This is a genomic window from Rothia sp. HMSC066H02 (assembly GCF_001814995.1).
Taxonomy (GTDB): domain Bacteria; phylum Actinomycetota; class Actinomycetes; order Actinomycetales; family Micrococcaceae; genus Rothia; species Rothia mucilaginosa.
Genome location: NZ_KV818683.1, coordinates 259,170 through 281,335 on the forward strand (window position 1 = coordinate 259,170; position 22,166 = coordinate 281,335).

General features: G+C 61.2%; 15 protein-coding genes. 14 read left to right on the plus strand and 1 reads right to left on the minus strand.

The features are described 5' to 3' along the window. Positions 1-392: 392 nt before the first annotated feature. From HMPREF2999_RS05240 to HMPREF2999_RS05250, 3 genes are all read left to right on the plus strand, one after another. Positions 393-2,612, plus strand: a complete 2,220-nt coding sequence (locus tag HMPREF2999_RS05240; RefSeq protein ID WP_005507099.1) for a polyribonucleotide nucleotidyltransferase — start codon at positions 393-395, stop codon at positions 2,610-2,612. Between the two features lie 148 nt (positions 2,613-2,760). Beyond that, entirely contained in the window at positions 2,761-3,807 is a 1,047-nt protein-coding gene (locus tag HMPREF2999_RS05245) for an acyltransferase family protein (protein ID WP_168165995.1), read from the plus strand. 22 nt (positions 3,808-3,829) lie between these two features. Then, positions 3,830-5,161, plus strand: coding sequence for a M16 family metallopeptidase (locus tag HMPREF2999_RS05250; RefSeq protein WP_070674084.1), 1,332 nt, complete (start codon positions 3,830-3,832; stop codon positions 5,159-5,161). Positions 5,162-5,349: 188 nt separating this feature from the next. Here the strand turns inward: HMPREF2999_RS05250 and HMPREF2999_RS05255 are convergent, their stop codons facing one another. Beyond that, complete coding sequence (locus HMPREF2999_RS05255; RefSeq protein ID WP_070674081.1) at positions 5,350-7,296, minus strand: acyltransferase family protein; 1,947 nt, start codon at positions 7,294-7,296, stop codon at positions 5,350-5,352. A 252-nt stretch (positions 7,297-7,548) separates the two neighbouring features. On the opposite strand from HMPREF2999_RS05255, the gene dapB reads away from it, so the two are divergent. The 11 genes from dapB (at position 7,549) to HMPREF2999_RS05310 (ending at position 21,964) form a co-directional block, all read left to right on the plus strand. After that, the gene (gene dapB, locus HMPREF2999_RS05260) at positions 7,549-8,319 is read left to right on the plus strand and encodes a 4-hydroxy-tetrahydrodipicolinate reductase (RefSeq protein ID WP_070674078.1); all 771 of its coding nucleotides are present in this window, start codon (positions 7,549-7,551) and stop codon (positions 8,317-8,319) included. A gap of 9 nt (positions 8,320-8,328) precedes the next feature. Further along, a complete protein-coding gene (locus HMPREF2999_RS05265) occupies positions 8,329-8,991 on the plus strand; it encodes a tetratricopeptide repeat protein (RefSeq protein ID WP_070674075.1) in 663 nt (220 codons plus the stop codon). 193 nt (positions 8,992-9,184) lie between these two features. Beyond that, positions 9,185-10,120: a 4-hydroxy-tetrahydrodipicolinate synthase gene (gene dapA / locus HMPREF2999_RS05270; RefSeq protein ID WP_005507895.1), complete on the plus strand. Its 936-nt coding sequence runs from the start codon at positions 9,185-9,187 to the stop codon at positions 10,118-10,120. Between the two features lie 396 nt (positions 10,121-10,516). Further along, entirely contained in the window at positions 10,517-12,232 is a 1,716-nt protein-coding gene (locus HMPREF2999_RS05275) for a ribonuclease J (RefSeq protein WP_070674073.1), read from the plus strand. Between the two features lie 245 nt (positions 12,233-12,477). Beyond that, entirely contained in the window at positions 12,478-15,618 is a 3,141-nt protein-coding gene (locus HMPREF2999_RS05280; RefSeq protein ID WP_070674070.1) for an FtsK/SpoIIIE family DNA translocase, read from the plus strand. 212 nt (positions 15,619-15,830) lie between these two features. Continuing rightward, positions 15,831-16,484, plus strand: a complete 654-nt coding sequence (gene pgsA / locus HMPREF2999_RS05285; RefSeq protein ID WP_070674068.1) for a CDP-diacylglycerol--glycerol-3-phosphate 3-phosphatidyltransferase — start codon at positions 15,831-15,833, stop codon at positions 16,482-16,484. A gap of 100 nt (positions 16,485-16,584) precedes the next feature. Then, positions 16,585-17,175 (plus strand): CinA family protein, encoded by a 591-nt coding sequence (locus HMPREF2999_RS05290; protein WP_070674066.1) that lies wholly within the window; start codon positions 16,585-16,587, stop codon positions 17,173-17,175. 284 nt (positions 17,176-17,459) lie between these two features. Then, positions 17,460-17,867, plus strand: a complete 408-nt coding sequence (locus HMPREF2999_RS05295) for a helix-turn-helix domain-containing protein (protein WP_005507109.1) — start codon at positions 17,460-17,462, stop codon at positions 17,865-17,867. 170 nt (positions 17,868-18,037) lie between these two features. After that, on the plus strand, positions 18,038-18,259 hold the full coding sequence (locus HMPREF2999_RS05300; RefSeq protein ID WP_005507110.1) for a DUF3046 domain-containing protein: 222 nt from the start codon (positions 18,038-18,040) through the stop codon (positions 18,257-18,259). A 390-nt stretch (positions 18,260-18,649) separates the two neighbouring features. Further along, on the plus strand, positions 18,650-19,753 hold the full coding sequence (recA, locus tag HMPREF2999_RS05305) for a recombinase RecA (RefSeq protein WP_005507111.1): 1,104 nt from the start codon (positions 18,650-18,652) through the stop codon (positions 19,751-19,753). A gap of 243 nt (positions 19,754-19,996) precedes the next feature. Next, positions 19,997-21,964 (plus strand): regulatory protein RecX, encoded by a 1,968-nt coding sequence (locus HMPREF2999_RS05310; protein WP_070674064.1) that lies wholly within the window; start codon positions 19,997-19,999, stop codon positions 21,962-21,964. The last annotated feature ends 202 nt before the right edge of the window (positions 21,965-22,166 follow it).

Below are 22,166 nucleotides of genomic sequence, written 5' to 3' on the forward strand. Positions count from 1 at the left end.
GTGATTAATCGCCTTTAGGCGGTGTGTGCGGACGTGCTGTCAGCACTACCAACCCTCCAACACGGAGGCGGTAGCGCCAGCGCGTCCGTACTGCCGCGTTGAGGGGCGCATCTTCCGCTCGCTAGATTCCAGCACTAGATTCCAAGGCTAGATTCCAGCGCTAGATTCACAGCGAGAAATCGGTAGAAGACGCCACCCCACCTGAAAGAAAGAACAGAAGGCCGTGCCGGCACACACGCCGCGGTCCTCGGTAGCGAATTACGGAACAACACCACCCCCGCAACCTCGCCGACACACGTCGAGCATACGAAAAGGCGGGGGAGAGGTGCCGTGGTTTCCTATCGAAGGCCGACTCGTGCGCCGTACGGCCTGCCAAGAAGAAAGAAGGAACCGTGGAAGGTCCCGAAATCAAGTTTGCTGAAGTCGAAATCGACAACGGCATTCACGGTAAGCGCCACGTGCGCTTTGAAACCGGCCGCCTCGCAAAGCAGGCTGCTGGCTCCGTCCTCGTCACCATCGATGACGAGACCACCCTGCTCTCCGCAACCGCAATCGGCAAGTCTCCCCGCGAGGGCTTCGACTTCTTCCCGCTGACCGTGGACGTGGAAGAGCGCATGTACGCAGGCGGCAAGATCCCCGCATCGTACTTCCGCCGCGAAGGCCGCCCCAGCACCGAGGCAATCCTGGCTGCACGCCTGATTGACCGCCCGCTGCGCCCCGCCTTCACCAAGGGCATCCGCAACGAGGTCCAGGTTGTTGTGACCGTCCTGACCTACGAGCCGGACGAAATCTACAACACCTTCGCAATTAACGCTGCATCCGCATCGACCTCCCTGTCCGGTGCGCCGTTCAACGGTCCCATCGGTGGCGTGCGCATGGCACTGATCGACGGCCAGTGGGTCTGCTTCCCCAAGTACTCCCAGTTGGAAAACGCTGTGTTCGACATGGCTGTTGCAGGTCGTATCGTCACCAAGGCTGACGGTACCGAAGATGTCGCCATCATGATGGTTGAGGCAGAAGCAACCGACAACTCCTGGAAGCTCATCAAGGAAGACGGCCAGACCGCCCCCACCGAAGAGATCGTCGCAGAGGGTCTGGAAGCAGCTAAGCCCTTCATCGCAGCGCTGTGCAAGGCACAGGCTGACCTGGTGGCTCGCGCAGGCAAGCCCGCCCTGGAACTGCCCTTCTTCGGCGGCCACGGCGAAGACGTCGACGCAGCAGTTGAGGCATTCGCAGCAGACCGCCTGGCAGAGGTGTACTCCATCGCTGGCAAGCAGGAACGCGAAGCAGCAGCATCCGAGCTGCAGGAAGAGCTCATGGAAGCTCTCACCGGCGAAGGTAAGGAATTCGAAGAGCGCTCCAACGAGGTCTCCGTAGCATTCGCTGCCCTGACCAAGCACGTGGTTCGCCAGCGTATCCTCACCGAGCAGGTCCGTATTGACGGCCGCGGCCTGACCGACATCCGTCAGCTCACCGCTGAGGTTGAAATCCTGCCCCGCGTTCACGGTTCCGCTCTCTTCGAGCGCGGCGAAACCCAGATCATGGGTATCACCACCCTGAACATGCTCAAGATGGAGCAGCAGCTGGACTCCCTGCACCCGGTCAAGTCCAAGCGCTACATCCACCACTACAACTTCCCTCCGTACTCCACCGGTGAGACCGGCCGCGTGGGTTCGCCCAAGCGCCGCGAAATCGGCCACGGTGCACTCGCAGAGCGCGCAATCACCCCGGTGCTGCCCTCCCGCGAAGAGTTCCCCTACGCAATCCGTCAGGTCTCTGAGGCCCTGGGCTCCAACGGCTCGACCTCCATGGGCTCGGTCTGCGCATCGACCCTGTCCCTGCTGAACGCCGGTGTGCCGCTGCGCGCACCCGTTGCAGGTATTGCAATGGGCCTGGTCTCTGACGAAGTTGACGGCGAGACCCGCTACGCAGCTCTGACCGACATCCTCGGCGCGGAAGACGCACTGGGCGATATGGACTTCAAGGTGGCAGGTACCTCCGAGTTCGTGACCGCTATCCAGCTGGACACCAAGCTCGACGGTATCCCCGCATCCGTGCTCGCTGGCGCGCTGACCCAGGCACGTGAGGCTCGCCTGCACATCCTCGAGGTGCTCGTCAGCGCGATTGACGCGCCGGACGAGATGAGCGAGTTCGCACCGCGCATTATTTCCGTGAAGATCCCGGTTGCCAAGATTGGTGAGGTTATCGGCCCCAAGGGTAAGATGATCAATCAGATCCAGGAAGACACCGGCGCAGACATCTCCATTGAGGACGACGGCACCGTGTACATTGGCGCAGCTGACGGCCCCTCCGCCGAGGCTGCCCGTGCGGCAGTGAACGCTATCGCTAACCCGCAGGTTCCCGAGGTTGGCGAACGCTACCTGGGTACCGTGGTGAAGGTGACCGACTTCGGTGCGTTCATCTCCCTGACCCCCGGTAAGGACGGCCTGCTGCACATCTCCGAGATGCGTAAGCTCAACGGCGGCAAGCGCGTTGTTGACGCTGAGGACGTTGTCTCCGTGGGCCAGAAGGTCCAGGTGGAGATCACCAAGATTGATGACCGCGGCAAGCTCTCGCTGGCACCGGTCGTTGAGGGTGGCGACGACGAGTAGTCGTAACCCCCGCTAAGTGATGAGGGGCGTTCGGCGCACCCGGTGCGGTTCACTCCCCGCCGGGTGTGCCGGGCGCCCCTCATTTTTTATGAGGATAGAGAACAACAGAATGCAGACTGCTGTTTTCGCTATGAAAGGAATATCGGAATTGTCGACTCGACGAGATACGACGATTGACGTTGCCAAGGGCCTCGCAATTATCGCGATTGTCTTTGGTCATATTCATCGAGGAATGTGGGCATCAGGGTTGGGCACCGAGGCCCTGCGTCCCTACAAGTTCATGCTGGATTACGGGGTTTACTTCTGGCACCTGGTAGTTTTTGCCTTCCTGAGCGGCCTGTTCGTGTCGCGAGGAGCAACGAAGACTACCCCCTCCTCATACCTGACGAAGCGGCTGATCCTCTTCGGATACCTCTACGTTATTTGGCAGGTTCTGCAGGTGGGCATGAAGCTTGTGCTTCCGTCTAATTCTTCCGATAAGACGACTGTCATGAGCCTGCTCGAACTGTGGAAGCCTGAAGGGCAACTCTGGTTCTTCCCCTGGCTCATGATTGTCACCATTATTGCTGTGCTGGGCCGTGTCTGGCAGAAGGATGTCAAAGCCTACGCTGTTGTGGCAGCGTGCGCGGTTCTTGCCATCGTTTTCTGGGGCTATAGCGGCGATTATGTAGGTACCGGAGGTATCTCTCTTGCGGTCTTCTTCATGTTTGGCGTGGCTCTTGGGCATGAGAGATTCCAAGCTATTATGGAGTCCGTACCGCTGGCGGTACACGCTGCCATTGTGGTAGTAGGTCTTGCTGTATACACCGTAATTTTGGTGAATGTACAGGCTGCTCCGCCGACTGTGGTGCCCTACTTTGCGAATAACCCGGCGGCAATTGCCATGGGTATTGTCGCTTCGTTGCTGTCCTCGCTGGCGGTGCTCTCGCTCTCCTACCTGCTGGCGCGGGTTTCGTGGAGCGGCTGGCTCGCCTACCTAGGCCGTCACTCCCTGGAAATCTTTATCGCGCACATTGTGTGCGGTGCCGCTTTCCGTTTCGTACTGATTAAGACCGGTTTCTTCTCGGTACCCCTGTTCCTGGTGGGAGGAACGATCTTCGCAATCCTCGCCTCGCTCCTGATGGGGTACTGTGCTCAGAAGCTACGGGTTCCGCTGTTTGCGTTGCCTCGCTTTCTTGAACGAAAAATTAGCTAATCGAAATATCGAAGGACGCTGAATGTCTATTTCCCTGCCCGTCGAGCTTGAGGCCATCGCCGAAGAGCTCAACTACGAGCACGGCCGCCTCATCTACGAGGGTGTAGGCGGTAACGAGGTGCGCCGCTCCATCCTGCCCGGTGGCGTACGCGTGATTACCGAAAAAATGCCCGGTACCCGCGGCGTATCCATCGGGTTCTGGGTGGGAGTCGGCTCCCGTGACGAAGCCCCCGGCATGCTTGGCTCCACCCACTTCCTGGAGCACCTGTTGTTCAAGGGCACCGGCACCCGCACCGCCCTGGACATCGCATCCTCCTTCGACGCGGTAGGCGGCGAATCTAACGCCCTGACCGCTAAGGAGCACACCTGCTACTACGCGCGTGTGCTCGACGATGACGCACCCATGGCGGTGGACGTCATCACCGATATGGTCACCAACGCACTGCTGGACCCGGCTCACCTGGAGCAGGAACGCGGCGTGATCCTTGAAGAGATCGCCATGGACCAGGACGACCCGACCGACGTTGCTTTCGAGAACTTCGTGGAGCAGCTCATGGGTGAGAACCCGCTGGGCCGCCCCATCGGCGGTACCCCGCAGGAGATTACCGAGGTGCCGCGTGACGCCGTGTGGGAGCACTACAAGCGCTACTACACCCCGGACCGCCTGGTTATTTCTGCCGCCGGTTCGCTGGAGCACAGTACCATGGTCCGCCTCGTGCTGGAGGCGCTGACCCGCTACGGCTGGAACCTACAGGAGGGCGTGGCACCGGCACCGCGTCGTGTACGCACCGACAGCGGCATTGTTCCGCTGAGCGAGCTGCGTGAGGTGGAGAAAGGCTTCGAACAGACCAACATTGTGATGGGCTGCCCGAGCATTATCGCCGGTGACGACCGCCGCTACGCAATGAGCGTGCTGACCAGCGCATTCGGTGCGGGCATGTCCTCGCGCCTGTTCCAGGAGATTCGTGAGAAGCGCGGCCTCGCCTACAGCACGTTCGCGTTCTCCGGTGCGTACTCGGATGCCGGCTACTTCGGCATGTACGCCGGCTGCCTGCCCGCTAAGACCGATCAGGTGCGCGAGGTCATGGGCTACGAGTTCGATAAGCTCGCCACCGCCGGTATTACCGAGGAGGAGCTGACGAAGGTCCGCGGCCAGCTGGCCGGCTCCACCGTGCTCGGTAGCGAGGATTCGGGTTCGCGCATGTCCCGCCTGGGCCGCGCCGAGCTGGACTCTGGACTGTTCACCAGCACCGATGAGCTGCTGGAGAAGATCCGCGCGGTCTCCCTGGAGGAGGTTCGCGACCTGGCGGCGTATCTGGGGCAGCAGCAGATGATTACCACCATCGTGCGCTAACCCCTGAGCACTTCTGAAACACAGAAATGCCCGTTCCTTCCCCTATACAAGGGGGAGGAACGGGCATTTTCGTTCATCGGAAGTAAGGCTTCGGGGCTGTCTGCCGCTCATGCTCTTGACGCTCAGCATGAGCGGCAGCACCCGAAAAGCTACTGCTTAGAGCTACCTCAGAACACTGCTTCTGAGGGCTACTTCTGTGCCTTGGCGATAGCTTCCATCAGCACCTGGGCGTAGAGCTCCTGACCGGCAGCCTCCGGGTGAACACCATCGGAGGAGAGCAGACCGCTCTGAGTCTGCAGAGCCTGGCGGATCGTAGAGTTCCAATCCGCAATAATCACACGATCAGAATGCTGAGCCGCAAACTCACGAATCTTACCGTTCGAGTAGTCAATCCAGGTCAGGTTGCGCGGGCCGTAACCGGTGACCAGCACCAGCTTAGAATCGGCAGGCATAGCCGCCAGAACCTCGTCGAGCTGACCGTCCAGAATGGTCGAGTTCGCGGTCACCGACAGCACGAAGGTCTTACGAATCTGGCCGTTGGCACCCATGGACTTAATAATCGGCAGGGCCTTAGCGATGGTGCGTGCTTCCTGCGCGTCAATAGTTGCTTCGGGCATCTTGTCGTACAGCTCGGGGGATACCGCCACCACAATGGAGTCACCCACAATGGTCACTTGCGAAGAGTTCACCGAACCGGTTGCAGCCTTCGACGCCGAGGGGCTTGCCGAAGCCTTCGCGTCCTTACCCGCAGCGCTCGGGCTTGCCGATGCGCTCGCAGCCTGCGCCTCCTGACGCGCCTTCATACGCTCAGCGGCAGCACGCTTGCCGTCCTCAACAGACTGCTGGGCGGTAGTCATCGCCGGAGCGGTGTGCACCGCCAGACCGGTCGAAGCAGCCGCCACAACAGCGGCAAGAGCCACCGAAACCGGCAGGAACTTAGTGCGCGAGGACTGGAAAGCCGCCACCACACGGTTAGCGCTACCGCGGAAACCGTAGCGGCGAATCGGGGTCTCAACCCAGCGGTACGACATCTCCGCAATAGCGAAGGTCGCCACCAGAACGCCCACGTTTACCAGTGGGGAGCGGTCAGCGCCCAGGGCGTAGTGCATGACCACGGCGAGCGGCCAGTGCCACAGGTACAGGCCGTAGGAACGTTCGCCCACCCAGCGTAGGGGAGCGAAGTTCAGCAGGCGGCGCAGCACCTCGGAAGCGCCAGCAAGCATGTCGGGAAGCATGCCCTGAATCACGCCCAGTGCTAGCAGGGAGGCACCGAACAGGCCCCAGGGAATCGCACCGGGTGCCGACTCGGGAACGAGGATTGCGTAGGGAATCAGCGCGAACAGGGACAGCCAGCTGATCATGACGCGGGCGAAGGCGACCAGGCCGAAGGGCTGAGCCACGCGGTACAGCACGGACTGCTGCAGCGGCGGGTACAGCGACCAGGGGCGCGCAAACGCCAGCAGGGCGCCGAGTAGCAGGCCGTACAGGTGAGTGTCGGTGCCGTAGTAGACGCGGCTAATGGGTGCGCCGGACATCAGAAGAGCGGTAGCAACGCTCAGTGACGCAATAATGCCCAGCACCATAACCACGCTGAAGCGACGCCACGAGCGGCGCAACAGCACGCCAGCGCCAACAATGAGCAGCGGCCACACCACGTAGAACTGTTCTTCCACTGCCAGGGACCAGAAGTTTGTGAAGAGCTCCGGGGAGGTCTGCGCGAAGTAGTCATTACCGGCAAAAATGGAAATCCAGTTGGACGAGAAGGTCGCCGCACCGGCGAGCTGTCGGCCGAGGTTCACCTGAATATCGCCGCCAATGAGCAGGCTGACCGGTCCCATGACCAGAATCAGCAGGGTAATGGCGGGAAGCAGTCGGCGGGCACGGCGAATCCAGAAGTTGCCCAGGGCAATTTTGCCGGTGAGAGCACCTTCACGCAGAAGCAGGGAGGTAATCAGGAAACCGGAGATGACGAAGAAAATATCCACGCCGATCATGCCGCCGGGTAGTACGGTGGGCCAGAAATGGTACACCATCACGAGGAGCACAGCGATTGCTCGCAGGCCGTCCAGACCCGGCAGAATATATCGCCGGTTAGCCTCATCTGGACGCACGGAGGAGGTAAAGAGGGACTTCATACTGTGAAAGCACTCCGTAGGATGGAAAATAGAGAAATACTTCCTAATTATATGGTTGCTAACTTTAGATAACGTATTAAACGGCTTGTATGACGGTTAGATTACTTCGCTTTTTATGCCGCTGAGGTTCCGCAGGGCATCTCACCCAGCGTGTGCGATGGCGTGCACCGCGCTCACACGGGGATAATAGAGGCTGTACGTCACAGCGTCTGCCCCATCGTCGGGGTGCTCATAAGTTACGGAGGAGAGAAGATGGCCCGCGAGGGTAACGAAAAAATCTGGAAGGTAGCGGTACTCGGTGCCGCGGGCCGTATGGGTTCTGAGGCGGTGCGCGCCGTCAACACCTCCGCAGACATGGACCTGGTGGCGGCACTGGGCCGCGGCGACGACCTGCAGGAGCTGGTCGATGCCGGCGCAGAGATTGTTATTGACCTGACCGTTCCCGAATCCAGCGAGGCGAATGTGCGTTTCGCGGTGGAGCACGGTATGCACGCGGTGGTTGGTACGACCGGTTGGACCCCCGAGCGTCTGAACTCCCTGCGCGAACTGCTGGCTGAGCACCCCGAGGTGGGTGTGCTCATCGCCCCGAACTTTGCGATTGGTTCGATTCTCGCCACCGAGTTCGCGGCGAAGGCGGCACGCTACTTCGAATCGGTAGAAATTATCGAGATTCACCACCCAAATAAGGTGGACGCCCCCTCCGGTACCGCTGTGCACACCGCCCGTAAGGTGGCTGCCGCCCGCGCGGAGGCTGGCGTGGGCGCAAGCCCGGATGCCACCACCTCCGATCCTTTTGGTTCGCGCGGCGCCGTAATCGACGATATTCACGTACATGCGGTGCGTCTGCGCGGCATGGTGGCGCATCAGGAGATTCTGCTGGGCGATCCCGGTCAGCAGCTCGTGATTCGTCACGATTCCTTTGACCGTGCCTCCTTCATGCCCGGTGTTCTGCTGGGTGTGCGTGAGGTGGCGGCGCATCCGGGTTTGAGCGTGGGCTTGGACGCCTACATGGATTTGTCGTAGGGGAGCGTTATGTCTGAACAGACTTCACCCGACGCCTCGCCGGTATCTTCCGAGGCTCGTAGCCCCTGGTGGACTTCACTGCGTCTGTGGACTGTCTGCGCCTGCGTGCTGATGGTGCTGACCGTGCTGATTCTGCCACTGCCTTTGGCGGCGCGTGCCTCTATTATGGGTGTGCTGATTTTTAGTGCTGTCTTTGTGACGGTGGATGCTGGCGGATTCGGCAAGACCTTCGCGGCGCTGACCTGCGCGCTGCTGACCCTGTACCTGGTGCATATTGCGCAGCAGGGCTTCGTGATGCTCACATCCGGTTCTGTGGCTGGCATCGTTCTTGGCGCGGGTATGATCCTGCTCCCGATTCTGGGTGCGTGGGCGCTGGTGCGTGAGGTGCTTTTCGGTGCTCGTATTCAGCGTATGGCTCAGGAGCTGGCTGCTTCGGGTGAGCTTGCGGAGGATACCCTGCCTCGCACCCCGGCGGGTCGTGTGGACCGTGAGGCTGCGGCGGTGGAGTTCGAGAGCTTCGCCGCGGCGGTGGAGCAGGAGCCGAATAGCTGGAAGGCATGGTTCAACCTGGCGTGCATGTATGATGCGGGCGGCGAGCGTAAGCGTGCTCGTGCGGCGATGCGTAACGCGTGGGCGTTGCGTTCGGGCGGTCAGGCGAAGGGCATGCGTTAGGCGCTAGCGCTGCGATCCCTAGTCAATGCCACATTTATTTTCGGTATGAGACTGATAACGCCGAGGCTATGTGCCCGGTTTCATAGGCTCTCGTGGAAGTACCGCGGGTTTGAAAGAGTCCGAATAGTAGAACACGCATGAAAACTTATGCGTTCTGTAGCAAAAATCTGCATTTCGGGCGTACTCTGGACATATGTCTGAGAACCTTTCGAACCCCGGTACTTTTGTTGAGCCTGTCTTTGGTCGCCTCCTGACCGCAATGGTGACCCCCTTCGCGAAGGACGGCTCCGTTGATGAAAAGCAGGTCGCAGACCTGGCGAACTACCTTGTGGAGAACGGCCACGACGGCCTGGTGGTCTGCGGTACCACCGGTGAGTACTCCACCATGACCGATGACGAGAACGAGCGCGTCTTCCAGATTGTGAAGGATACCGTCGGTTCTCGTGCGAAGATTATTGCCGGTGTTGGTTCGAACGACACCGCGCACACCATTGAGCTGGCACACCGTGCCGAAAAGGTTGGCGTGGACGGCCTGCTGGTCGTGACCCCCTACTACAACAAGCCGACTCAGCCGGGTGTCTACGCCCATTTTGCGACCGTTGCTCAAGCAACTGAGACCCCCGTCATGCTTTACGATATTCCGGGTCGTGCGGGCATCCCCATCGCACCCGAAACCTACCGCCGCCTTGCAGAAATTGATAGTATTGTAGCGGTGAAAGACGCCAAGGCAGACTTTGGTGCCGCAACCGAAGTTATGGCAACCACCGACCTGCACTACTACAGCGGCGACGACGGACTGACCCTTCCCTGGATGGCAATGGGTGCCGTCGGCCTCGTTTCGGTGACCGCACATGTGGCACCCGCACTCTTCCGTGCCCTGATTGATGCTGTCGTTGCACAGGACCTGGTGGAGGCTCAGCGTCTTCACCTGGAACTGACTCCGATTGTCCGAGCAACTATGGGCCGTGCCCCCGGTTGCGTTGCCGCCAAGGAAATTCTTTCCTGGCAGGGTGTGCTGGATGAGCCCGTTGTTCGCCTGCCGCACGTACTCTCCGAACCGGAGGTTGCCCAGGCAATGCGAGCTGACCTGCTCTCCTCGAGCATCGCGCACACCCTGAAGAACGCCTAAACTTTAACGCTGACCCAGCGTATGCAATAGCGCGGGGAGCGTATATATAGAGGACTTCGGCTACCGTCACACCCCGACTTCGGGGCACATGATGTAGCTAACGGACGCGGACTCCACACCTAACACTAGGTGAGGGGTCCGCTCTGGCGTATTGTCGCGGTTTATCGTTGCCTGTTGACTCATGAAGACTCTAGCCCCCACTCAGACAGGGCCCAGGGTAGACAGAGGCACCCGCACACTACGCCCCGAATACTTTTGAATACTTTCGGTGATTTGGACGCACCGGCAGCACCTCCGCCTCGGCACATGAGAGCCGGCTGGAGCGCTTGCGGTACGAAGCGTCGCCTACGAATCACAGACATCACAAGAAAACATAGAAGAAAGAGGAGACACACGATGAGCGTCTTTGAAGCGAATCTTCCCCTCCCTCCCCGCCTGAAGAAGGACACCCTGCGCGTGGTGCCCCTGGGCGGCCTGGGCGAAGTCGGTCGTAACATGACCGTGTACGAAATCAACGGCAAGCTGCTGATTGTTGACTGCGGCGTGCTCTTCCCCGAAGAGTCCCAGCCCGGCGTGGACCTGATCCTGCCCGACTTCAGCTACATTGTCGACCGTCTGGACGACGTGGTTGCCATGGTGCTGACCCACGGCCACGAGGACCACATCGGCGCGGTTCCCTACCTGCTGCGCCGCCGTCCCGACATCCCCCTGGTCGGTTCCGAGCTGACCCTGGCACTGGTTGAGGCGAAGCTCGCCGAGCACCGCATCAAGCCCTACACCCTCGCGGTGAAGGAGCACCAGGTTGAGCGTTTCGGCCCGTTCGAGTGCGAGTTCGTTGCTGTGAACCACTCGATTCCGGATGCGCTGGCTGTCTACATTCGCACCAAGGCGGGTAAGGTCCTGCACACCGGTGACTTCAAGATGGACCAGCTGCCCCTGGACGGTCGCCTGACCGACCTGCGCCACTTCTCCCGCCTGGGCGAGGAGGGCGTGGACCTGTTCCTGCCGGACTCCACCAACGCTGAGGTTCCTGGCTTCACCCCGACCGAGAAGCACATCGGTCCGGTGCTGTCGAACGTTTTCCGTGACGCAAGCGGCCGCATCATTGTGGCGTCCTTCTCCTCGCACGTTCACCGTGTGCAGCAGGTGCTGGACGCAGCCGCTGAGCGTGGCCGCAAGGTCGTGCTCGTGGGCCGCTCCATGGTGCGTAACATGACCATCGCTGAGAAGCTGGGCTACCTGAAGGTCCCCGCCAACGTGCTGGTGGACCTGAAGAAGGTTGACGACTACCGCCCCGACCAGATCGTGATGATGTGCACCGGTTCGCAGGGCGAGCCGATGGCGGCACTGTCGCGCATGGCGAACGGTGACCACAAGATTCAGATTGAGCCCGGCGACACCGTGGTGCTCGCCTCCTCGCTGATTCCCGGTAACGAGACCAGCGTCTTCCGCATCATTAACGCCCTCATGAAGCTGGGCGCTAACGTGGTGCACAAGGGCAACGCGAAGGTTCACGTTTCCGGTCACGCTGCCGCGGGTGAGCTGCTGTACTGCTACAACATTCTCAAGCCGAAGAACGTTATGCCGGTTCACGGCGAGGTTCGCCACCTGATTGCCAGCGGTGACCTGGCGATGGAGACTGGCGTTCCGAAGAAGAACGTGCTGCTCTGCGAGTCCGGCACCGTCGTGGATCTGCGCGATGGCGTGGCGTCCGTGGTGGGCGAGGTTCCCTGCGAGTACCTGTACGTTGACGGTCGCTCCGTCGGTGAGGTTACCGAGAGTGACCTGAAGGACCGCCGCATCCTGGGTGAAGAGGGCTTCGTGTCCATCGTGACCGTGGTGGACCGTGCAACCAAGCGCGTGGTGACCGGCCCGGATATTCACGCTCGCGGTATCGCGGAGGACGACGCGGTATTCGACGAGATCGTTCCGAAGATTACCGCCGCCCTGGAGGATGCTCTGCACCGCGCACCCGAGAAGGTGCACACCGTGCAGCAGCTGCAGCAGATTGTGCGCCGTACCATCGGTGCCTGGATTTCTCGCCGTCTGCGCCGCAAGCCCATGATTGTTCCCGTGGTTGTTGAGAACTCCTCGAAGGCCGCGAAGAACTAATACTCTGCGCGAGGCTAGTTGCCTGTCATAGTGAAAAGGCGGGGTCGATACGTAGTGTCGGCCCCGCCTGCTGTGTATCTGCCGAACGTATGCCCGAAAGCTACGCGAAAGCGAACACGGTAGGGGAGAAGCGCCTCATCAGCGCCCTATCAATGCCCTCACAGAGACAGGGCGGGGCGCACTTTTTAGCTCACTGATAACGAAAGAATCGGTACATTAACGGGAAGGTTGATACCCTAAAAGGTATGGCTCCACGGACCACGAAGGGTCGTAACACGACCTCTACTAAAGCAAACACTAAGAAGACCACCCGCAAGCGCACCACCTCCCGAGGCGGTGCCCAGCGCGGTGCCAACGCGGCGAACCCTGTAGCGGGCGCTATCTCCTCCGTCTGGCTGAGCATCGCTCACGCTATCGGTGGGCTCTTCCGCTCCATTGGCGCGGTGCGCACCGACCTTGCGCCCGAAGACCGCCGTGACGGCGGCGCGCTCACCATCCTGCTGTTCGGCCTGATTAGCGCCGGAGTGGAGTGGTACAACTGGCGTGCCCACACCTCCCTCGGTTTGTTGCGTGCGCCCCTGGACGCCTGGCACACCATGCTGGGCGGTATTTTCGGTCAGGGCGCCCTGCTGGTCCCGGTGCTTTGCCTCATCATGGCGTGGTGCGTTTTCCGTGGGCCCGACCTGATTAAACGTAATAACCGCGTGGCGTTGGGCTCCTTCATCATCCTGGTGGCGACCTCCCTGTTCTTTGCTCGCCATGCGGGTCACCCGACCTTCGCGGATGGTTTTGACGCCGTCTGGGCTGGTGGTGGCGTGGCTGGCGTGCTGCTGGGCACCCCCATTGTGCGTGTGAGCGGCGGTATTGCGTTCGTTGAGATTCTGATTCATCTGCTGCTGGGTATTGCCGGTCTGATGGTTCTGACGAACACTCCGATTCGTCAGGTGGTGCCGCGTACCCTGCACCTGGTCGGTCTGGCTCTGGGTGAGAAGCCCAACGGTACGACTCGAACCTCCCTGAAGGACAGCCCTTCGGATGCGACTCAGACCGTGGACCTGAACGCTGAGGAGCATGACCGCAGCTACCTGTACGGTGACGATGAGAAGCCGGCGCGCTCGACTCAGAAGTCTGGTGGGCTGCTCTCGCGTCTGCGCGGTTGGTTGGGCATTGCTCCCGCTGTGTCGACCGATCCTTCCCTGGACGAGTACGCCGGTGATGAGGCATTCGTGAGCGCCGTGGTGGATGAGACTCACCCGGAGACCACGCAGATGCCGGTACAGCCGGAGGATTCCGCGCAGGGATCCGCTCAGCAGACGCGCCCGGCGGCTAAGCCGAACCGCCTGTCTCGTCTGCCCGGTCGCCTTAACCAGGCACCTGCCGCGCAGGGCACTTCTGCGCAGAATAGTGCTTACTCGAGCAGCCCGGACCTCTTCGACGTTGAGGCATCGGATGCACCCGCAGCCCGCTTGGACCAGGTGCAGCGCGCCGCCGTGGCGAATGGCCGCGTGAACCGCATTCCTGGCGAGGAGCCCCTCTTTGATGTTGAGGCATACGACGGCTTTGGTGCCGCTGAGGACGCTGCACCGCAGACCAAACCTCACCAGGTAGTGAACCAGGGTGCCGCCCCGGCTCCCGCGGCTCAGCCTCCGATTCCGACCCGCATGCACTCGCCGGGTGCGCACCCGAAGAACGCGGCTCCCGCGGCTTCGCGAGCGCCCGAGGCTGGCGCATCCCGCCCCCTGCAGAACAACACCCAGACCGCGACCACCGAGCAGGCTCGCGGCGAGCAGGTTGTGCAGTCCTCCCGCGGCGCCTACGTGCTGCCCTCGGAGGAGATGCTGGTTTCCGGCCCGCCCGCCAAGGAATCCTCCGAGGTCAACGAGCACGTGGTCGAGGCCCTCACCAGCGTGCTGGAGCAGTTCAAGGTGGACGCCCACGTGACCGGTTTCTCGCGCGGCCCGACCGTGACCCGCTACGAGATTGAGCTGGGACCGGCCACGAAGGTGGAGCGCGTGACGGCGCTGAGCAAGAACATCGCCTACGCGGTGGCCAGCCCGGACGTGCGCATCCTTTCGCCCATTCCCGGCAAGTCCGCGATCGGCATTGAGATTCCGAATACCGACCGCGAGACCGTGGCCCTGGGCGACGTGCTGCGCTCCCCGCAGGCCCACGCGAACCACCACCCGATGGTCATGGGCGTGGGCAAGGACGTTGAGGGCGGCTTCGTGCTGGCCAACCTGGCCAAGATGCCGCACATGCTGGTCGCCGGTGCGACCGGTGCCGGTAAGTCCTCGTTCGTGAACTCGATGATTACCTCGATTCTGATGCGCGCAACCCCCGACCAGGTGCGCCTGGTGATGGTCGACCCCAAGCGCGTGGAGCTGACCGCCTACGAGGGTATTCCGCACCTGATTACGCCCATCATCACGAACCCGAAGAAGGCCGCCGAGGCCCTGCAGTGGGTGGTTCGCGAGATGGACGCCCGCTACGACGACCTCGCCCACTACGGCTACAAGCACGTGGACGACTTCAACAAGGCGGTGCGCGAGGGTAAGGTTCAGCCCGAGCCTGGCAGCAAGCGCACGATTCACGAGTACCCGTACCTGTTGGTAATCGTGGACGAGCTGGCCGACCTGATGATGGTCGCCCCGCGCGACGTGGAAGAGGCCATCGTGCGTATCACGCAGCTGGCCCGTGCCGCCGGTATCCACCTGGTGCTGGCTACCCAGCGTCCTTCGGTGGACGTGGTGACCGGTCTGATTAAGGCGAACGTTCCTTCCCGCATGGCGTTTGCGACCTCCTCTGTCACTGACTCCCGCGTGGTGCTGGATCAGCCCGGCGCCGAGAAGCTGATTGGTCAGGGTGACGCGCTCTTCCTGCCGATGGGTGCCTCGAAGCCGATGCGTGTTCAGGGTGCGTGGGTTTCCGAATCCGAGATTCACGCCGTGGTTGAGCACGTGAAGAAGCAGGCCCCGACCATCTACCGTGAGGACGTGATGGTTTCGGCCGCGAAGAAGCAGATTGACGAGGAAATCGGCGACGACCTCGACGATCTGCTGCAGGCGGCCGAGATCGTGATTACCACGCAGTTCGGTTCGACCTCGATGCTGCAGCGTAAGCTGCGCATGGGCTTCGCGAAGGCCGGACGCATCATGGACCTGCTGGAGTCGCAGGGCGTGGTGGGCCCCTCGGAGGGCTCGAAGGCCCGCGAGGTGCTCATCCGCCCCGACGACCTGCAGGCCACCCTGGCGCGTATTCGCGGCGAGGAGCCCCCGGCGGCCGACCCGTACGCGAACGCGGTGGATCCGGGGGAGCCGGTTACCGATTATTACGACGAATCCGATGACGAGGGCTCGGAGGACGCCTGGCAGCTGACGGGCCGCTAAGCTCACGCGTTATCCACAAGCGCCCCGCACGTTCGGCGGTGCCCGATGAGGCACCCGTATAATGGACGTACGGGGCGTTTGTGCGTTCCCGATACCCTTCGGTGCCAATATTTGACGATGGCTGTGCGCGTGCCTCGCGCGGTGTGCGGCCCGCATCGAACGACCACGACACCGGGCTCACCCGTCGAGCCCGCCGACTCTAAGGAGCACCCATGAGCGACGCTCACACCCCAGCCCCCACCGGTGAGGTCCGGGCGGTGCAGCCTCGCACGTCGAATTGGAACGTTCCCAACGTGCTGACGGTTCTGCGCATCATCGCGGTGCCCTTCTTCATCGTGGCGCTGGTCAGTGGCGGTACCTTTGGTGCCGACGACCCGACCCACCGCTGGCTCGCTTGGGTGATTTTCATCCTCGCGATGCTCACGGACTGGGCCGACGGCTACCTGGCGCGTTCCCGCAACCTCATCACGAGCTTCGGCAAGATCGCCGACCCGATTGCCGATAAGTTCCTGACCGGTGCCGCGTTCATTGTGCTCTCGGCCCTGGGCGAGCTGTGGTGGTGGGTGACCATCGTGATTCTGCTGCGCGAGTGGGGCATCACGGTGATGCGCCTGTTCGTCATCAAGTACGGCGTGATGGCGGCCAGCAAGGGCGGCAAAATCAAGACGGTACTGCAGACCGTGGCGCTGGTGCTGATGCTCCTGCCGCTGGGTCAGCTGGGCCTGGGCTGGCTGGTGCCGGGCTGGGTGCTGATGGGCGCGGTCACGGCGATTACCGTGTGGACCGGCCTGGTGTATGTGCGTGATGCGTATATTTTGCGTCGTAACTGGTTGCAGGCTCAGGCCTCCCAGGGCGGCGGTCAGTAGAGGCGAGGGGAGTGGCGTGCGCTGCTCCCCTTCGCTGTACCTGCGGCGCGTTGTGTGCCGCGTGAGGTTTTGGGCGGCGGTTCGCCGCTGAAAGGAGAGATTGATGGTTCCCCTCGTACTTGAAGATGCTCTGTCCCTTGAGCTTTCCTCCGCTGAGGTTTTCTCCGGTACCCCGGAGGCGGCGGCGCTGTTGCTGCGTGATGCGGTGCAGTTGCGCGCCTCCCAGGAGGGGCCGGTGCAGGTGGCGACAGCTGAGTCGCTGACCGGCGGGGATGTTGGCGGCGCGATTTGTACGGTGCCGGGCGCATCCGCGTATTACCGCGGCGGCGTGATTTCCTATGCCTACGAGGTGAAGGCTCAGGTGCTGGGCGTGGACGCTCAGCTGCTGGCGCGTGAGGGTGCGGTGCATCCTGCGGTGGCTGTGCAGATGGCGGTCGGTGCGGCGCGTGTGTGCGGTGCCGATTATGCGGTGTCGACCACGGGTGTTGCCGGTCCTGATCCCGCGGATGGTCAGCCGGTGGGTACGGTCTATATCGGTGTGTGTTCCCCGGGCGGTTCTGAGGTGTTTGAGCGCCACTATTCGGGGGACCGGGCGAAGATTCGTGCGGCGGCGAGCGCGGATGCGATTGCTTTGCTGGCGCGTGCGGTGCGCGGCGGTGCCGGTGGGGTTCTGAAGGACGAGCTGGCGTAGCGCGCTAGGGCTGGACTGTGTTGTGCTGTGCGGTGCTTGGAATGGCTGTGCAGCCGTCTGTGCGGCGCCTACCTGAGAAAAATTTACGGTTCAAATATATTCACAGGGTTCTTTCAGCTCCGTAGGAATAAAGGCATAGGTTCGTCTGTTTGAATAGATACAAGCCATAAGAAGAGGACGAAAATGGCGGGGCTCCTAGCTCACGCTCCAAAAATCAGTTAGGCTTAACTCTGTACAGTCCCGCAGGTCGGGAATACCTACTCAGGAAAGTGATATAGAAGCTCATGGCTAAGCAGCGCGTATCGATTAATGGCATTACTAAGTGGAAGGAAATCGAGGAGACCCCCCGACAGGTCGCCCCGGTCGTTGAGGAAGCTAAGGTTGTTCCCCTGCGACAGGCAATCGGTGAGGTTCTTCGCGATGTTCGCCAGCGTCAGGGCCGCACCCTGCGCGAGGTTTCCCAGCGTGCCCGTGTTTCCCTCGGTTACCTGAGCGAAGTTGAGCGCGGTCAGAAGGAAGCTTCCTCCGAACTGCTGGCGTGGATTTGCCAGGCTCTGGACATTCCGATGTCCCAGATGCTGCGTGAGGTTGCCGACCGTATGGCGGTTCTCGAGGGCGTTCAGATTCCGGATACTGTTCCGGCTGAAATGTCTGAGCAGTACAAGAGCGATTACTACATTCTCTCGAAGTAACGAGAGGCGGCACATGCCGCGCTAAACGTGAAGCGATGCCGTGCATCCCCGTAAGGTGGGGGTGCGCGGCATCGCTTATTCTCGGGTTTGTTCTGGGTTTATTCTCGGGCGAGATGTGGGTGATGTGACGAATTATGAAGCGATCTAGCGGCGAAGCGTAAGGAGTGCTTGTGAAGCTGAGCGAATTTTGGGCGTGCATGGAGTATGAGTTTGGTGCCGGGTACGCGCCGGTGCTGGCGCGTGACTTGGTGCTGGGCTCGCTGGGTCATGTGACCGCTGCGGAGGCGCTGGACCAGGGCGTTAACCCGAAGGATGTGTGGCTTGCGATCTGTGAGGAGCAGGAGATTCCGCAGGAGCGCCGCCTGGGTCCCGATAAGGAGCCGTTGCGCTAGTCGGCGAGTCTGGCGCTTTCTCGCGTAGGGTCGGGGCCTGTCGTTTGTTCGAGTGCTAGCGCCTGCGCGGGAGGTATTTTCGAATAATTAGCCGATAATCCGGGGTTTTTCGAAAATATATGCCGAAACCCTATCCGATTTATTCGAAACTGGGTCGTAATTTTGTTCGACTCGTGCTAGACTTTTCCACATCAGGAATTTTTCGGAAAAATTTTCAAAGTTTTCCACAGATTTTAAAAAATGGCCTTATCCTGTCAGGCTGTGACCCTAGAGTAGTCTCAGAAGGAACCGGTAGGCCAAAACCTTCAAGGTCTCGATTACGAGTCCCACCGATTCCGAAGAAACATTACTCCCGTCAACCACTGACAACACAAAGAACGAGGTACTACCGTGGCTAAGAACACCAAGTCTCAGAGCGTAGCTCGCGTTCCCGAAGAGGGTCGCGCCAAGGCACTTGAAGCCGTGATGGCACAGATCGACAAGAACTACGGCAAGGGTGCAGTCATGCGCCTGGGTGATAAGGAAATCACCAAGACCGAGGTTATCTCCACCGGCGCTATCGCCCTGGATGCCGCTCTGGGTATTGGCGGTCTGCCCCGCGGCCGCGTCATCGAGATTTACGGTCCCGAGTCCTCCGGTAAGACTACCGTTGCACTGCACGCTGTAGCGAACGTTCAGAAGGCAGGCGGCGTGGCAGCATTCATCGATGCCGAGCACGCGCTGGACCCGATCTACGCGGCTAAGCTGGGCGTGGACATCGATCAGCTGCTGGTCTCTCAGCCCGACACCGGTGAGCAGGCGCTGGAAATCATGGACATGCTGGTTGGTTCCGGCGCCGTTGATATCGTGGTCGTCGACTCCGTTGCCGCGCTGGTTCCCCGCGCCGAAATTGAAGGCGACATGGGTGACTCCCACGTGGGTCTGCAGGCTCGCCTCATGAGCCAGGCGCTGCGTAAGATTACCGGCCGCCTCTCCGCAACCGGCACCACCGCAATCTTCATCAACCAGCTGCGTGAGAAGATTGGTGTGTTCTTCGGCTCTCCCGAAACCACCACCGGTGGTAAGGCGCTGAAGTTCTACGCTTCGGTCCGTATCGACATCCGCCGCATTGAGACCCTCAAGGACGGCGCTAACCCGATCGGTAACCGCACCCGCGCCAAGATCGTGAAGAACAAGATGGCTCCGCCCTTCAAGCAGGCTGAGTTCGACATCCTCTACGGTGAGGGCATCTCCGTTGAGGGCGGCATCCTGGACCTGGCGGTGGAGAACGACATCGTCAAGAAGTCCGGCGCATGGTTCACCTACGATGGTGAGCAGCTGGGCCAGGGCCGCGAGAACGTTCGTAAGCTGCTCAAGGACAACCCCGAGCTCACCGAGGAACTGCAGTACAAGGTTCTGGTGAAGCTGGGCATCATTGAGGAAGAAGCTGACGAGCAGGCAGCTGCTGAGTCCGAGGGTAACGACCCGCTGGACGAGCTAGCTGAGGAGTTCTAAACCGGCCCGCGTAGCTTCTTGCTAACGCCACGACTAATTGCCGTGTGCTGTGCATTCCGCACGGTGCACGGCAATCTGTCGTTAACGGAAGCGCATTAACGGGCGTGCATTAAGGGGAGTATCGGGGGGGGGCGCCGAGACAACGCCTCGTTACAATGGGGGAGCGCCGTATAACCCGGCGCACGGGTCATCAGCGACCCAACTCATCAAACGAGCCAACACAGGGGAGAGGAGGAACTGAACATGACGGAACAGAACGGTCATGAAGAGCACGAGCGAAACAGCGCGCGTGACGGCGACGCTGGTTTTGCGGCGCTGGATGCGACCGAACCGCACTTCGGTTCCTCCGCTCTGCAGGGGTTAGCCTTCGAGGACTCGACTTTCTCTGCGCCTGTTTCCTTTGAACCCGTTGTATCTCTTGCGCCCGCTATTTCCTTTGAAGCTACTGGTTCGTTTGAATCTACCGCCCCGCCGGTTGAGGTAGGCGGCTTTGAAGCGCTCAATTTTGAGGCACCCGCGCCCCTGGCTGAGCCCACCCTCAGCTGGGAGGTGCCTCCTGCTGTTGCGCCTCCTTCTGTTGAAGAGCCCCCATACCCTGACGAGCCTCCCTACGAGGACGAACCTACGTATCCGGCAGAGCCTTTGTACCCTGAAACAGAGTACCCTGAAACAGAGTACCCTGAAGCAGAGTACGCGGGGGAATATTGGGTACCCTCGGACGAAGCGACCCCCGCAGACGCGATAGCGGAGCAGTGTGGGGGCCAAGAAACCGCACCCCAAAAACCCAATCCGAAAGCGCGGCAGGTTGAAAAGCCCGCGCATAAGAAGAAGCCAGCGCCTCAGAAGAAGTCAGCGTCCGCAGAAAACGCACCCAAAAAGTGGGCGCGGAACAGGGCCGCGGATTTGGTAGCAGCTGAGGAGTTCCCGGACTGGCACCCCGCCGCGCACGGCTTTGTTGAAGAAAGCATCGCCCGCGACCTTGGCGACGACCACCCGGGCTACTTTCCGGTGCCCACAGCGCCCCTCGAACCCGTACCGGGCGGGGAAGCGGAGCAAGGGGCCGAAGAATCCTCCGAGGGCTCGCCGCGCCGCAGCCTGCTCGTTGATCCGAACCTGCCCGCCGTCTCCATTGACGAAGCGCCCATTCGTGCCTTCACCCCCGGCGGTGCCGAGCCGCGCCCTATGGCGGCGGGGCGCATGAGTCGAGCGGGTGCCGCCTCCATCGGATCGGGGCTCACCGCCGAAGAGAAGGAAGAAATCGAGAGGCAAGCCGCTCAGCGGGATAAGCAGAAGAAACGCAAGTCTTCGCGCGCCTCCAAGAACACCGACTACAAGCGCGGGTTCCGCCGCATGAGTGCGGCGCAGCAAGAGAAAATGCGGAGCCGCTCGCCCTACGCGCCCGCCTTCGGGGCTCGAAATGACGACGAGGAAACCCGCAAGAGTCCTGCGGGCCGCGGCTCGGGGAGCAACCTATTTAGGGAGGGAAGTAGCTTGAACGAAGAACTCACCCCCGCCGAAGAAGCACTCATTCGCGGTATTGCCGAGGAGGAAGCACAGGGCGTCGGTATTGGCAAGCGCCGTGCCGCTTCGGCTGGATCCCCAAAGGGCGGTTCTCCGACACGCGGTTTTCAGAAGGGAAGCGCTTCCTCACAGGCGGAAGGCGCTGTGACCTCCTGGAAGCAGAAGGTGCGTGCCGCCCGAGCCGCGGAAGAAACCGACCCCTACACGCGCGCTAAAACCATCGTGTACAACCAACTGGCGTACTCGGCAAAAACCCGAGGTCAGCTGCGTAAGAAGCTGCAGGCAGAAGGCTTTGACGCGGAGCTTATTGAGCCGCTGCTCGATAAGTTCGAGGCTGCAAAACTCATTGACGACGCCGAATACGCCCAAACGTTCGTGGCGCAGAAGAGCCGCACCAAGAAGCTCTCCCGCGCCGCGCTGCGCCGTGAGCTTGCTGAACGCGGGGTGCACGGTGAAGAGGCGGAGAACGCCTTGGCTCAGCGTACCGACGAGCAGGAACGTGAGGACGCCGCCGAGCTGGTGCGTAAGAAGCTGCGCCCCGGCATGGATCTGAGCGACCGCGCCGAAAAGGATAGGGTGACCCGCCGACTGCTGGGGATGCTGGCTCGCCGCGGGTACTCCTCTTCGGTGTCGATGTCGGTGATTCGTGAGGAACTTGCTGCCTACGGTGCGGAGGACGAGCTCTGGTAGGTTGCAGCTCCGGTAGAGGACGAGCAGGTACGCACCTTCAACGAGCCACTGTCAAAAAGCCTCCTCCAAAGAGCCTCCGTCAATAACTCTCTGCAAGTGAGCTAAAAGGGTGAGCCCGCTACAGACATACTCTGTGGCGGGCTCACCCTTTACGCTTTTGAGTTTTATAAAACACCTTGTCGAAGGCTATATCCGCTGTTTA